14 protein-coding genes and 3 riboswitches are annotated in these 12,387 nt (G+C 45.5%); of the genes, 10 read left to right on the top strand and 4 right to left on the bottom strand.

Features of this window, described 5'->3' with window-relative positions; translation table 11 throughout:
- Positions 1 to 6: 6 nt before the first annotated feature.
- A riboswitch (guanidine-I (ykkC/yxkD leader) is annotated at positions 7 to 109 on the bottom strand.
- A 388-nt stretch (positions 110 to 497) separates the two neighbouring features.
- Positions 498 to 1,037, top strand: a complete 540-nt coding sequence (locus BGM23_RS02145; RefSeq protein ID WP_121549361.1) for a DUF4352 domain-containing protein — start codon at positions 498 to 500, stop codon at positions 1,035 to 1,037.
- A gap of 71 nt (positions 1,038 to 1,108) precedes the next feature.
- Here BGM23_RS02145 and galE read toward each other — a convergent pair whose 3' ends face one another.
- On the bottom strand, positions 1,109 to 2,128 hold the full coding sequence (galE, locus tag BGM23_RS02140; RefSeq protein ID WP_029318629.1) for a UDP-glucose 4-epimerase GalE: 1,020 nt from the start codon (positions 2,126 to 2,128) through the stop codon (positions 1,109 to 1,111).
- 227 nt (positions 2,129 to 2,355) lie between these two features.
- Between galE and BGM23_RS02135 the strand changes: the two genes are divergently transcribed.
- From BGM23_RS02135 to BGM23_RS02095, 9 genes are all read left to right on the top strand, one after another.
- Positions 2,356 to 2,829, top strand: coding sequence for a DUF1453 family protein (locus tag BGM23_RS02135; RefSeq protein ID WP_015714958.1), 474 nt, complete (start codon positions 2,356 to 2,358; stop codon positions 2,827 to 2,829).
- A gap of 17 nt (positions 2,830 to 2,846) precedes the next feature.
- On the top strand, positions 2,847 to 4,067 hold the full coding sequence (gene yxjM, locus BGM23_RS02130) for a two-component system sensor histidine kinase YxjM (protein WP_015714959.1): 1,221 nt from the start codon (positions 2,847 to 2,849) through the stop codon (positions 4,065 to 4,067).
- A complete protein-coding gene (gene yxjL, locus BGM23_RS02125; RefSeq protein WP_015714960.1) occupies positions 4,054 to 4,710 on the top strand; it encodes a two-component system response regulator YxJL in 657 nt (218 codons plus the stop codon). The genes yxjM and yxjL overlap by 14 nt, the downstream gene beginning before the upstream one ends.
- A gap of 49 nt (positions 4,711 to 4,759) precedes the next feature.
- Positions 4,760 to 5,992 carry a peptidase T gene (gene pepT, locus BGM23_RS02120; protein ID WP_003244314.1) on the top strand — a complete coding sequence of 411 codons (1,233 nt, stop codon included), beginning with the start codon at positions 4,760 to 4,762 and terminating at the stop codon, positions 5,990 to 5,992.
- Positions 5,993 to 6,096: 104 nt separating this feature from the next.
- Entirely contained in the window at positions 6,097 to 6,225 is a 129-nt protein-coding gene (locus BGM23_RS22285) for a hypothetical protein (protein ID WP_003227241.1), read from the top strand.
- Positions 6,226 to 6,514: 289 nt separating this feature from the next.
- Positions 6,515 to 6,778 carry a hypothetical protein gene (locus BGM23_RS21215; protein ID WP_010886640.1) on the top strand — a complete coding sequence of 88 codons (264 nt, stop codon included), beginning with the start codon at positions 6,515 to 6,517 and terminating at the stop codon, positions 6,776 to 6,778.
- 128 nt (positions 6,779 to 6,906) lie between these two features.
- Positions 6,907 to 7,395: an LURP-one-related/scramblase family protein gene (locus BGM23_RS02105; protein ID WP_003227238.1), complete on the top strand. Its 489-nt coding sequence runs from the start codon at positions 6,907 to 6,909 to the stop codon at positions 7,393 to 7,395.
- 65 nt (positions 7,396 to 7,460) lie between these two features.
- A riboswitch (SAM riboswitch) is annotated at positions 7,461 to 7,567 on the top strand.
- Between the two features lie 82 nt (positions 7,568 to 7,649).
- A complete protein-coding gene (locus BGM23_RS02100) occupies positions 7,650 to 8,783 on the top strand; it encodes a 5-methyltetrahydropteroyltriglutamate--homocysteine S-methyltransferase (RefSeq protein ID WP_015714961.1) in 1,134 nt (377 codons plus the stop codon).
- Between the two features lie 68 nt (positions 8,784 to 8,851).
- Positions 8,852 to 8,958, top strand: a riboswitch (SAM riboswitch).
- Between the two features lie 77 nt (positions 8,959 to 9,035).
- Positions 9,036 to 10,172 carry a 5-methyltetrahydropteroyltriglutamate--homocysteine S-methyltransferase gene (locus BGM23_RS02095; RefSeq protein WP_046664015.1) on the top strand — a complete coding sequence of 379 codons (1,137 nt, stop codon included), beginning with the start codon at positions 9,036 to 9,038 and terminating at the stop codon, positions 10,170 to 10,172.
- Positions 10,173 to 10,223: 51 nt separating this feature from the next.
- Here the strand turns inward: BGM23_RS02095 and BGM23_RS02090 are convergent, their stop codons facing one another.
- The 3 genes from BGM23_RS02090 to BGM23_RS02080 are packed head-to-tail and all read right to left on the bottom strand — an operon-like array spanning position 10,224 to position 12,377.
- Positions 10,224 to 10,997, bottom strand: coding sequence for a 3-hydroxybutyrate dehydrogenase (locus BGM23_RS02090; RefSeq protein WP_014481333.1), 774 nt, complete (start codon positions 10,995 to 10,997; stop codon positions 10,224 to 10,226).
- A gap of 16 nt (positions 10,998 to 11,013) precedes the next feature.
- Positions 11,014 to 11,664 (bottom strand): CoA transferase subunit B, encoded by a 651-nt coding sequence (locus BGM23_RS02085; protein ID WP_003243049.1) that lies wholly within the window; start codon positions 11,662 to 11,664, stop codon positions 11,014 to 11,016.
- Positions 11,661 to 12,377 carry a CoA transferase subunit A gene (locus BGM23_RS02080; RefSeq protein WP_014481335.1) on the bottom strand — a complete coding sequence of 239 codons (717 nt, stop codon included), beginning with the start codon at positions 12,375 to 12,377 and terminating at the stop codon, positions 11,661 to 11,663. The genes BGM23_RS02085 and BGM23_RS02080 overlap by 4 nt, the downstream gene beginning before the upstream one ends.
- Positions 12,378 to 12,387 lie beyond the last annotated feature (10 nt).

Here is a 12,387-nt window from a genome sequence, read left to right as displayed (position 1 = left end):
AGCAGAAACTCCTGGGCTTTTATCCCACCGTGTCATAACAGCCAAACTGCTATGTGTTTTCTCTCGGTCACAGTCCAATTTGCATTGCGGAACCCTAGAAAACCACTGTTTTTATCATATCCTTTTCACTTTCCAATATTAGCATTATAAGGGACGGTTCGAATTGGTTCAAGGGGTATTTGCGGAGTTTTCATCAGATAAGCTGGAAGAAAAAATGATTTATCTATTAAAAAAGAACAGATATAACCGATAAGAAAAAAAGCATATATTTTACAAGTAAATTTAACTATAAATGATAATAATTATGAGAAATTCATAATTTTATATTGACTAAGTGAAATAATATAGGCATTATAGTACATATGTTTCGTACATTTTATTACATAGGAGGAAATATAATGGCAGGAAAACTAGTACCCTGTAAAGCTTGCGGTCAAGAAATTGCAAAGGGTGTAAAAAAATGTCCTAACTGCGGTAAGGATCAACGTAACTTTTTTATGCGACATAAAATCATTACGTTTATTCTCGCAGTTGTTGTCATCATTATTATCGGTAATATGATTGGCGGAGGCGGTTCAGAAGCCACTTCCAAAACATCAAGCAGCAGCAAAGCAGAAACTGAAAAAACATACAATATCGGTGATACTGTAAAAACTGAAAAAACTGAAGTGACAGTTACGAAGGTAGAGGACAGAGATACTGTCGGTACTCAATATGTTGAAAAGAAAGCATCTGAGGGAGGTACTATTGTAGCTGTTCAATATACAATTAAAAACGTATCTAAAAAACCGATTAGCTCTTTTTCAATTCCAACTGTTAAATTAGTTGATGCTGATGGTACTTCTTATGATTCTGATATTGATGCTTCTGTAAACTATGCAACTGAGACAAAAGTTGATAACTCTAAAATTTTGAGTGATCTAAATCCTAATATTAAAGTAACAGGTGTAAAAGCATTTGAAGTTGACAAGGAAGCTTATGCAAAAGGCACTTGGAAACTAAAATTCAGTAATGATGTTATTGTGAAAATCAAATAACAGCTAAAAAGGGTGCCTGTTCAGGCACCCTTGTTCTTTAAAGGCCTTCTCTATTGAGAAGGCCTCCATTCTTATTCCGCACTCTTATACCCATTCACATTAGAAGACTGCCATCTCCAGGAATCAGCACACATTTCCTCAAGGCCGCGTTTCGCTTCCCAGCCCAGTTCCCGCTTGGCTTTCGCAGGATCTGCAAAGCATGTGGCGATGTCTCCCGGACGGCGGTCCGCAAAACGGTACGGAACCTCTTTCCCTGACACTTTTTCAAAGGCTTTGACCATTTCAAGCACGCTGTAGCCTGTGCCTGTTCCAAGGTTGTATGCATCGGCTCCTGTAGAGTTCAATACTTTTTCCAGCGCCTTGACGTGTCCTTCTGCGAGATCAACGACGTGAATATAATCGCGTACGCCTGTCCCGTCTTTTGTCGGATAGTCATTTCCGAATACGTTTAATTGCTCGAGCTTCCCGACTGCTACCTGTGCCACATACGGCATAAGGTTATTTGGGATTCCGTTCGGGTCTTCACCGATCCGTCCGCTTGGATGCGCGCCGAACGGGTTAAAGTAACGAAGCAGCGCAACGCTCCACTCATTGTCGGCTGTATGCAAATCACGCAATATTTGTTCAAGCATGAGCTTCGTCTGCCCATAAGGATTTGTCGCACCTAATGGAAAGTCCTCCGTAATCGGCGATGTTTCCGGAACGCCGTACACTGTCGCAGATGAACTGAATACGATTTTCTTAACGCCGTATTTCTCCATGGCCTCGCATAAAATAAACGTTCCTGTCAGATTGTTATGATAATATTTGAGCGGAATCGCCACAGATTCACCGACTGCTTTTAACCCCGCAAAATGAATCACAGCTTCGATTTCATTTTCCGCAAAAACGGAATCTACCGCTTCCCGGTCCAATAAATCTGCTTCGTAGAACGTTAAATCTTTTCCCGTAATCTCCTTGACACGGTTCAGCGCCTCAGCCGAACTGTTGGACAGATTATCAAGAACAACAATCTCGTATCCGCTGTTCAATAATTCAACACATGTGTGGCTGCCAATGTACCCGGCCCCGCCAGTAACAAGTATTGCCATGATGTAACCCTCCTAAAAAATGACCTGTTTTCATTATATAGTGTTTAAAACCGGTCCACATCCATTTTTAAGAAGTTTAATCGTTTATTAATAGTTTTTTCATATATTATCAGCATTTTCATACCTTTATGCAGCGTGAACAAGTATAGCAGCTGAAAAATCAATCTGCCGGTTGACGTTTTTCTTTCCCTTTTTCGCTATGCTTAATGCAGAAAGGATTTGATGACATGGCGATGAGCCCATATATTTTTATTGTATTGATTCTTATTATTTTATCGATGTACCGAGAGAGAGCTGTCAGACCCGGGAAGTTGCTGATCATTCCGCTGCTGCTCTTATGGGGCGTATCAGCATCGTTTCAGCCGGCGTATTTTCATTCCGTATTACATGTGGCGATCAGCGGCATTTTATTATTAATCGGGCTGGCCTGCGGGTTTGGCATTGGGAAGATGGTAAATGTGCGGATTCACCCGGAAACCGGAAAGGTCACTTCACGCGGCTCACTTGGGAGTGTTATCCTCATTCTAGTGATACTTTCTTTGCGCATGGCCGCGAGAACATGGCTGCCTGAGAGCAACGAGATGTTTATTGCCATTATTCATTCTATGTTCTTCGTTCCCCTCGGCACCATCACAGCCCGCAACATCATGCTTTACAAAGCATACAGACGGCTGACCGCCGGCAAAGTATCCATTCCATAACCGAAAGAAGGACCAGCATGAACGGACAAACTCCGGCTCGGCACTACTACAAGAAGCTTGTGCCGAGCCTTATTCTCATTTTGAATTGCATACAATTTTTATCTCATCCAACTAAGGCTGATCCCATTTTGTTAGCATTTGTATTTGCGGTATACTTAGCATTCATTTGGATCATTCCCTATGTGGCATCCACTGCTGTTAGTTTGAGCATATTCATCGGGCTTTGGCTCCTGACCGATTTCTTTTGGGCTGTTTCCGGCCAAGAGCAGAGTGCCGCCTATTTTTTGATTGTATTTTTAATGATATATGCCGCCTTTAGACTCCCTTCACGGCTATCCTTGATCTTCACAGCATGTTTAATTGGAGGCAACATATTCCTCCTATCCTCACATGGAGGAAGCTTGGAAACCATCATTAGCAACATCTCGATCATGATCGGACTCTACGTCTTCTTCTCCTCCATGCGTTTCAGACGAGAAGCGAGAAAGGAGGCTGAACGGAATCATGCTGAATTGGCAAAAATGCATGTGCAGCTGGAGCATGCTCATAAAGAACTCCAGAAAGCACATGCAGAGCTGCAGGAGGCTTCTGTTCTTTCATTAAGGTACGCGGTCCTTGAGGAGCGTACAAGAATTGCCCGCGACATTCATGACAGCATCGGTCACGAGCTGACTTCTGTGATTGTTCAGCTTCAATCTCTTCCCTATATCCTCAAAAGCAGCAAGGAGGATTCAGAAAAAGTCATTCAAAATGTACTGAGTGTCGCCAGAGAATGTCTTCAAGAAGTACGGTCTGTCGTTCACCAAATGGGCCGTAGTGAATCGATGGTGGGGCTTACCGCTTTGCGGGGGCTCATTCATCAAGTGGAGGAACGGAGCGGCTTGCACGTTTCTTTAGATACTGCCGGACTGTCAGAAGAGTCTTGGCCTCCAAACGTGAGCGAAACGATCTACCGCATCTTGCAGGAAGCGCTGACCAATATCATTCGTCACGCTGACGCTTCTCATGCGGCGGCCGTCATTTCTAACGACAAGTCCCATCTCTATGTCACAATCACCGACGATGGACAATTCACCGGCAGCCTTACTTATGGATTTGGCCTAACAGGAATGAAAGAGCGCGCAGAAAAAGCAGGCGGTTCCCTTACTTTCAGTGCCGTACAGCCGAGCGGCCTGAAAATTGAGCTGTCATTGCCGCTCATGACAACGCATAAGGAGCAAAAAGATGAACAAAGATAACATACGCGTCGCGCTTGCCGATGATCAGCCGCTTGTGCGTGAAGGCTTCCGCTACATCATCAACGCACAGCCGGATATGACGGTTTCTGGCGAGGCCGGCGACGGTCACGATATTATTCAATTGGCGGAGCAAACAAAACCCGATGTCATTCTCATGGATGTCCAGATGCCGCATTGCTCAGGCATCGAAGCGGCGAAAGACATTATGTCCGCACTTCCAAATACAAAGATAGTCATTTTAACCACCTTTGACACGGAAGAATACGTATTTGAAGGCATCCGTGCGGGCGCAGTCGGCTATCTGCTGAAGGATACACTTCCTGAGGAGTTAATAGATGCGATTCGCGCTGCGGCGAGAGGCGAGGCGATTTTCCGTACAGTCACAGCTGCTAAAATTATCAGTGAGACATTTCGAGCGAAGCAACAGCCCCATCCAGAAGAACTGGCAGAGCCGTTCACCAAAAGAGAGCTTGAGGTTCTTCAGCAAATGGCCTACGGATTGAGAAATGAGGATATTGCTGAAAAGCTTTTCGTCAGTGAAAGCACTGTGAAAACCCACGTGCACCGCATCCTGCAAAAATGCAATGCCCAAGACCGGACACAGGCAGTCGTTTTTGCCATTCGAAACGGTATTGTGCAATAGAAATCTCTCATCCCGCCATGCTAAAATAAGACAAAGGAGATGATTGGAAATGAAAGAAGAAATCATTGAACGGTTTACTACATATGTAAAAGTCGACACACAGTCCGATGAATCCGTTGACACGTGTCCTTCCACACCCGGCCAATTGACATTAGGAAACATGCTCGTTGATGAATTGAAGTCCATCGGCATGCAGGATGCAGCCATTGATGAAAACGGCTATGTCATGGCAACTCTTCCCTCCAATACTGAAAAAGACGTGCCGACAATCGGCTTTCTCGCTCACGTCGACACCGCTACAGACTTTACCGGCAAAAACGTGAATCCGCAAATCATCGAAAGCTATGATGGAAAAGACATTGTTCTTAACGAACAGCTGCAGGTCACCCTGTCACCTGATCAATTCCCTGAGCTGTCTGGCTATAAGGGCCATACACTCATCACCACAGACGGCACCACCCTTCTCGGCGCAGACAATAAGGCCGGTATCGCTGAAATCATGACAGCCATGGATTACCTCATCAAACACCCTGAAATCAAGCACGGCACAATCAGAGTCGCCTTTACGCCTGATGAAGAAATCGGAAGAGGGCCGCACAAATTTGATGTGAAACGGTTCAATGCTTCCTTTGCCTACACGGTTGACGGCGGGCCGCTCGGCGAGCTTGAATATGAAAGCTTCAATGCCGCTGCCGCAAAAATTACGATTAAAGGCAACAACGTACATCCCGGAACAGCTAAAGGAAAAATGATCAACTCTGCGAAAATCGCGATGAAGCTGAACAGCCTGCTGCCGGCAGACGAAGCGCCTGAATATACGGAAGGTTATGAAGGATTCTACCACCTGCTGTCGATTCAAGGAGACGTAGAGGAAACAAAGCTCCACTACATTATCAGAGACTTTGACAAAGAGAATTTCCAAAACAGAAAAGAAACAATGAAGCGTGCCGTTGAAGAACTTCAAAACGAATACGGGCAAGACCGGATTCTGCTGGATATGAACGACCAATACTACAACATGAGAGAGAAAATTGAACCTGTCATCGAAATCGTCAACATTGCCAAGCAAGCGATGGAAAACCTCGGCATCGAACCGAAGATTTCCCCCATCCGCGGCGGCACCGACGGATCACAGCTGTCCTACATGGGGCTTCCGACGCCAAACATCTTTACAGGCGGGGAAAACTTCCACGGCAAATTTGAATACATCTCAGTTGATAACATGGTCAAAGCCGTAAATGTCATCGTTGAGATTGCAAAGCAGTTTGAAGCGCAAGCCTAATGCCAAAAGCCAGTCCAAAAAAGGACTGGCTTTTTTGTGTGAAAATGAAACATTTTAAACACGTCCTCCGTAAAACAAGTATCAACAAATGAGGAGGAAAAACAATGACAAAACATGCAATCGCTGCAAAGAGTCTCTTGAAAAAATGGATCATTTCCAGGCCGCTTAACATGCAAAAGAAATCCAGCCCATTTCAAAAAATCAGAAAAATGTTCAAACGCTTCTTCAAATAAAACATTCAAATCCCCTAAATACAATCCGTATTCACCCGTACCGCCCAAATGCTCCGTAATTTGGGTTTTTTGTGTTCAATTCCGCAAAATAGGGTATAAACCAAACAAGCAAGAAAACAGCACCCAAAAACAGGTAATTCGAATTACGTAAACTTAGGTTAAAAGTTATATAAAGGAATTTATTTTATCGTCGATAGTAACTATAGAACCAATCATCAACGAGAGCAAACAGCGTAATTCAAGACTATTTTCAGGTCATCAGGTAATACTGTTTTAGAGGGACAGTTTCTTGTTATTTATTGATTTAGAATTTTTTGAATACTTTTTGGCATTTTATCCGTACAATAGAGAGTACCAAAACTTTTTTTGGGAGGTATGTAATATGATCCTATTTATTATCATCGCATTATGCGGCTATCTTCTTTTTTCTTTCAGCAAGGACAATCGCCGCAAACCGCAAAAGACAAGCCCTCTGCCAGCAGCCGCACCTCATCACAACAACCTAATCGACCTTGACGCCATCCGCCAAAAACGCCGGATGCATCTTTCCTAATTCTATATTTCAAACGAAAAGGCTGCTGAATCACGCAGCCTTTTAAAATTGTTTTGATTTAGAGCCTGAAACCTTTTCGCCACATATCCGTAATTTCATACAAGGCAAACCCAAAGGAGACTTCAGCAATGATCGAGTTATTTATGAAACAAAAAATGTTCTCATTTAAAGATGCATTTCACATTTATGACCGGGATGAACAAGAAACATTCAAGGTGGAGGGGCGTTTTTTCTCGTTAGGAGACTCATTACAAATGACAGATTCATCTGGGAAAACGCTCGTTTCCATAGAACAAAAACTAATGTCTTTATTGCCGCGCTATGAGATTTCAATTGGCGGGAAAACAGTTTGTGAGGTAACGAAGAAAGTAACGTTTTTCAAACCGAAATTTGTGATTTCCGGGCTTAACTGGGAAATTGATGGTGATTTATGGAGGGATGAATTCCAGCTGACGGACGGGGAAAATGTCCGGATGTCAGTGAGCAAAAAGTGGCTCAGTTGGGGTGATTCCTATCACTTGCAGATTGCAAACGAGGAAGATGTTCTGATTTGCACTGCCATCGCTATCGTGCTTGATATGGTTTTATATAACGATGAAGATGAAGGTATTTTCTAAAAAGCATTGACAATTGATCCAAAAGTAATAATATTAAGATAATTGAAATCTGAATATGAAGTTATACCTTATCAAGAGAGGTGGAGGGACTGGCCCTATGATACCCGGCAACCGCTGTTTCAAACAGAATGGTGCTAAATCCTTAAGAACATTGTGTTCTTGCAGATGAGGCGGAGATTTGATCGTTCAAGCTCTTCCTTACACAAAGGAAGAGCTTTTTACATGCTCAATATTTCAGAAAAGAGGCGAATAACATGGCTCAACAAACGAATGTTGCAGGACAAAAAACAGAAAAACAACGCAAAGCACCTTTCCGCGCCGATCATGTCGGCAGCTTGCTTCGTTCCGTTCCGGTAAAGGAAGCCCGGCAAAAAAAAGCGGCTGGTGAGATGACAGCGGAACAGCTTCGTGATATCGAAAATCAAGAGATCACCCGCATCGTGGAAAAACAAAAAGAAATCGGTCTCGATGTGGTAACAGACGGGGAATTCCGTCGTTCCTGGTGGCATTATGACTTCCTGGAAGGGCTTGACGGTGTGGAACCGTTCATTCCGGCTGAGGGGATTCAGTTCCATAACACAAAAACGAAAGCGCGCAGCATCAAAGTGACGGGAAAACTCGATTTTACGAGCCACCCAGCGCTTGCTGATTATCAATTTTTACATGAGATTGCCGGTAACGCGACGCCAAAATTGACCATTCCCAGCCCAAATATGCTGTTTTTTGGCGAAAAGGCGGATAAAGGGATTTATGACGATCAAGAGGAATACTTTCATGATCTGGCCCAAGCGTACAAAAAAGCAATCAAAGCCTTCTATGATGCTGGCTGCCGTTATCTCCAGCTCGATGATACGTCATGGTCTCTCTTCTTTGAGGAAAAAGGCAGAGAGGTTGTCCGGGCGCTCGGCGGCGATCCAGAAACATTGCCAGCCATATTTGCCAAAACAATTAACGATGCCGTCGCAGACCGGCCTGACGATTTAACGATCACAATGCACATTTGCCGCGGCAACTTCCGCTCAACCTGGGCGGCATCAGGAGGGTACGACGCTGTAGCGGAAACGATTTTGGACGGCTTAAACCTTGACGGCCTTTTCTTGGAATACGATGATGACCGCTCCGGAAACTTTGATCCGCTCCGATTTGTGAAGCGCAAGGATCTGCAAATTGTGCTCGGCTTGATCACATCGAAATACGGCGAGCTTGAAAATCCTGAGGATGTGAAACGCCGTATCAATGAAGCCGCGCGTTTTGTCAGCTTGGACCAGCTATGCCTGAGCCCGCAGTGCGGTTTCGCCTCTACAGAAGAAGGCAACCTTCTGACAGAGGAGCAGCAATGGGCAAAGCTTCGCCATGTCATCGACATTGCCAACGATGTGTGGAGATAATCTATCATTGACAGAAATAGAAAATGTGTGAATAATAGATACTATCAGAAAATTTCATAAAAAGGTTTTCCTTATCAAGAGAGGTGGAGGGACTGGCCCTGCGATACCCGGCAACCGCTGTTTAACAGAATGGTGCTAAATCCTTTAGAGCAATGATTGCTCTTGAAGATAAGGTTGAGATTGTCACGCAAGCTCTTCCTTATCCAAAGGAAGAGCTTTTTTACATTTGAATGGAAAGAAGGAATGGACAACATGTCACAACAAACAACACCCGCAGAACAAAAATCACTTCAAAGAAAAAAACCGCCGTTTCGCGCGGATCAAGTCGGAAGCCTGTTGAGATCTGAGCCCGTTAAAAAAGCGCGGCTGCAAAAAGCGGCCGGCGATATGACCGCTGAGCAGCTTCGCCAAATTGAAAACGATGAAATCATCCGCATTGTGGAAAAACAGAAGGAAACCGGCCTGAACGTCGTGACAGACGGTGAATTTCGCAGAGCATGGTGGCACTTTGATTTCCTGGAGAACCTGGATGGCGTTGAGCCGTTTACTCCTGAGCAAGGCATTCAATTCCATAACGTACAAACAAAAGCACGCGGCATTAAAGTCACAGGCGATATCGACTTTTCAACTCACCCAATGCTTGAAGATTATTCATTTCTCCATAGCATTGCCGGTGACGCGACGCCAAAGATGACGATTCCAAGCCCGAATATGCTGTTTTTCCGCGGAAAACTGGAAAAGGATGCGTATAAAAAAGATTATCACCTTTTCCAGCATGATGTATCCAAAGCATATAAAAAAGCGATTCAAGCGTTTTATGACAGAGGCTGCCGCTACCTCCAGCTTGATGATACAGCGTGGGCCGTTTTCTTATCTGAAAAAGGCTTAAAACAAATCGAAGCGTTCGGAACAACGCCTGACGAGCTTCGCCAGCTGTTTGCGAAATCGATTAACGACGCGATTGCAGACCGCCCGGATGACTTGACGGTAACCATGCATATTTGCCGCGGCAACTTCCAGTCCACTTGGACAGCGGAAGGCGGCTATGACGCAGCAGCCGAAACCATTTTTGACGGCTTGAATCTTGACGGACTTTTCTTAGAGTATGATGATTCACGCTCAGGCGGATTTGAGCCGCTCCGTTACGTAAAACGGTCTGATCTTCAGCTTGTTCTTGGCTTAGTGACATCTAAATTCGGTGAGCTTGAAAATCCGGACGACGTGAAACGCCGTATCGAAGAAGCGTCCCGTTATGTAAGCTTAGACCAGCTTTGCCTCAGCCCTCAATGCGGATTTGCTTCAACAGAGGAAGGCAACAAGCTGACTGAAGAACAGCAATGGGCGAAGCTCCGCCATGTGGTTGAGATCGCTAATGATGTTTGGAAATAAGAAAAGAAAAAACACACTTGATTCCCTAGCGGAGCAAGTGTGTTTTTTATGTCATTGTGCGGTGTAGCCCCCATCAAGGACGACAGCCTGCCCAGTGACGCCCTTCGCCTTCTCGCTTGCCAAAAACACGGCATAATCCGCAATTTCCTTGACAGAAAGCAGTCGCTTTTGCGGCACAAGCGGAAAAATGACTTGTTCAAGTACAGAGTCGTAAGGGACATTTCTAGTTTTTGATAGATCGCTAAGCTGATTGCGTACAAGCTGGGTATCGACATAACCCGGACAGAGCGCATTGACTGTTATGCCGTGGGGCGCGCCTTCCAGCGCCCCTACTTTTGTGAGTCCAATGACGCCGTGCTTGGCGCTATTATAAGCGGATTTCCCTGCAAAGCCGACTAATCCATTAACAGACGCGATATTAATGATTCTGCCAAACTGCTGTTTTTTCATGATCGGAAAAACATGCTTCATTGCAATAAAGGGGGCCGTCAGCATGACCTTGATCAGCTGTTCAAAGGTGTCTGTCGGAAACTCTTCAATCGGAGCGACGTGCTGAATACCGGCATTGTTCACCAGAATATCCAAGCGGCCGTATTGTTTTTGGATGACGTTCACCGTATCAGCAACTTGCGCTTCCTTTGTCACATCATACGGAATGGCCGCCGCGTCAAAGCCTTCTTCTGCAAGTTTGGAGGCTGCTTTTTCACATGCTTCCGGACGGAGGTCTGAAACGATGACGCTGGCACCTTCCCGGGCGAATTCTCTTGCCATTTCGAATCCGATTCCGCCGGCAGCCCCTGTCACCAAGGCGACTTGTTTTCTCATGTCAAACACCTTCCCATTAAGAATTGAGTACAGACTGGCTTACAGCGAAATCAGCTTCTGTTTTTTCATAAACCTCTTCAATTGTGACACCATCCTGAAGCTCCGTCAGTGTCATGCGGCCGTTCACAAAATCAAATACAGCCAAATCCGTAATCAGCCTGTGCACGACTTTCTGGCCTGTCAGCGGAAGGGAGCATGTTTTTTTCACCTTTGATTCACCATGCTTATTGACGTGCTCCATGATGACAACGATTCGTTTCGCCCCGTTGACGAGATCCATGGCGCCGCCCATCCCTTTTACCATTTTGCCCGGGATCATCCAATTGGCCAAATCCCCCTGCTCCGAAACCTCCATTCCGCCGAGAATAGCCAAATCGATATGCCCGCCTCTTATCATCGCGAATGACTCAGCGCTGTCAAAATAAGAGGCGCCGGTCACTTCAGTGATCGTTTCCTTTCCCGCATTGATCAAATCCGCGTCTTCCGTTCCTTCCAGAGGATAGGGGCCAATTCCGAGCAAGCCGTTTTCCGACTGAAGCATGACGTGAACGCCATCGGGTATCTCATTTGCGACAAGCGTCGGCATGCCAATCCCGAGATTCACATTCATGCCGTCCTTGATTTCTTGTACAGCCCGTTTGACCATTCGTTTTCTCGCTTCCTTCACTTGGCCTCACCCTTTCCCGATGCTTGCTGAACTGTTCGTTTTTCAATCCGTTTTTCTTGGCTCGCGCCAAGCACGACATGCTGTACGTAAATTCCCGGCGTATGGATGTGATCTGGATCGAGCTCTCCTGCTTCCACGATTTCTTCCGCCTCGGCAATCGTGATCTTGCCTGCCATGGCGGCAATGGGATTGAAATTTCTCGCCGTTTTCCTAAAAACCAAATTGCCCATGGTGTCCGCTTTCCACGCTTTGACGATCGCCACATCGCCGGTAATGCCTCGCTCCAGCACATAAGTCCGGCCGCCGAATGTTTTATGTTCTTTTCCCTCGGCTATGGAGGTGCCGACGCCTGTCGCCGTATAAAATCCCGGTATGCCTGCACCGCCTGCACGAATTCTCTCAGCGAGCGTTCCTTGGGGAACAAGCTCGACCTCAAGCTCTCCGCTTAAAAACTGCCGCTCAAAAATTTTATTTTCACCGACATAGGAAGCGATCATTTTCTTGATTTGCTTGTTAGCCAGAAGCAAACCAAGCCCCCAGTCATCGACTCCGCAGTTATTGCTGACAACGGTTAAATCCTTTACTCCCTGATCTCTTATAGACAAAATAAGCTGTTCAGGGATGCCGCACAGCCCAAATCCTCCCGCGATCAGCGTATCCCCATCATGAATCAGTTTCGCAGCTTCCTTGCTTGATGACAGCACTTTTCCCATATTGATGCCC

It is taken from the genome of Bacillus sp. FJAT-14266 (genome assembly GCF_001719225.1).
GTDB lineage: Bacteria > Bacillota > Bacilli > Bacillales > Bacillaceae > Bacillus > Bacillus subtilis.
The sequence above is the reverse complement of the archived record's forward strand: the minus strand, read 5'-3'. Positions and strand labels throughout refer to the sequence as shown.

Bases quoted from the DNA above. Each gene is read 5' to 3' on its own strand.
- galE (WP_029318629.1), bottom strand. From the start codon at position 2,128: ATGGCAATACTTGTTACTGGCGGGGCCGGGTACATTGGCAGCCACACA.
- BGM23_RS02145 (WP_121549361.1), top strand. From the start codon at position 498: ATGCGACATAAAATCATTACGTTTATTCTCGCAGTTGTTGTCATCATT.
- BGM23_RS02135 (WP_015714958.1), top strand. From the start codon at position 2,356: ATGGCGATGAGCCCATATATTTTTATTGTATTGATTCTTATTATTTTA.
- BGM23_RS02100 (WP_015714961.1), top strand. From the start codon at position 7,650: ATGGCTCAACAAACGAATGTTGCAGGACAAAAAACAGAAAAACAACGC.
- BGM23_RS02080 (WP_014481335.1), bottom strand. From the start codon at position 12,377: ATGGGAAAAGTGCTGTCATCAAGCAAGGAAGCTGCGAAACTGATTCAT.
- BGM23_RS02090 (WP_014481333.1), bottom strand. From the start codon at position 10,997: ATGAGAAAACAAGTCGCCTTGGTGACAGGGGCTGCCGGCGGAATCGGA.
- BGM23_RS02105 (WP_003227238.1), top strand. From the start codon at position 6,907: ATGATCGAGTTATTTATGAAACAAAAAATGTTCTCATTTAAAGATGCA.
- BGM23_RS02095 (WP_046664015.1), top strand. From the start codon at position 9,036: ATGTCACAACAAACAACACCCGCAGAACAAAAATCACTTCAAAGAAAA.
- yxjM (WP_015714959.1), top strand. From the start codon at position 2,847: ATGAACGGACAAACTCCGGCTCGGCACTACTACAAGAAGCTTGTGCCG.
- yxjL (WP_015714960.1), top strand. From the start codon at position 4,054: ATGAACAAAGATAACATACGCGTCGCGCTTGCCGATGATCAGCCGCTT.
- pepT (WP_003244314.1), top strand. From the start codon at position 4,760: ATGAAAGAAGAAATCATTGAACGGTTTACTACATATGTAAAAGTCGAC.
- BGM23_RS22285 (WP_003227241.1), top strand. From the start codon at position 6,097: ATGACAAAACATGCAATCGCTGCAAAGAGTCTCTTGAAAAAATGGATC.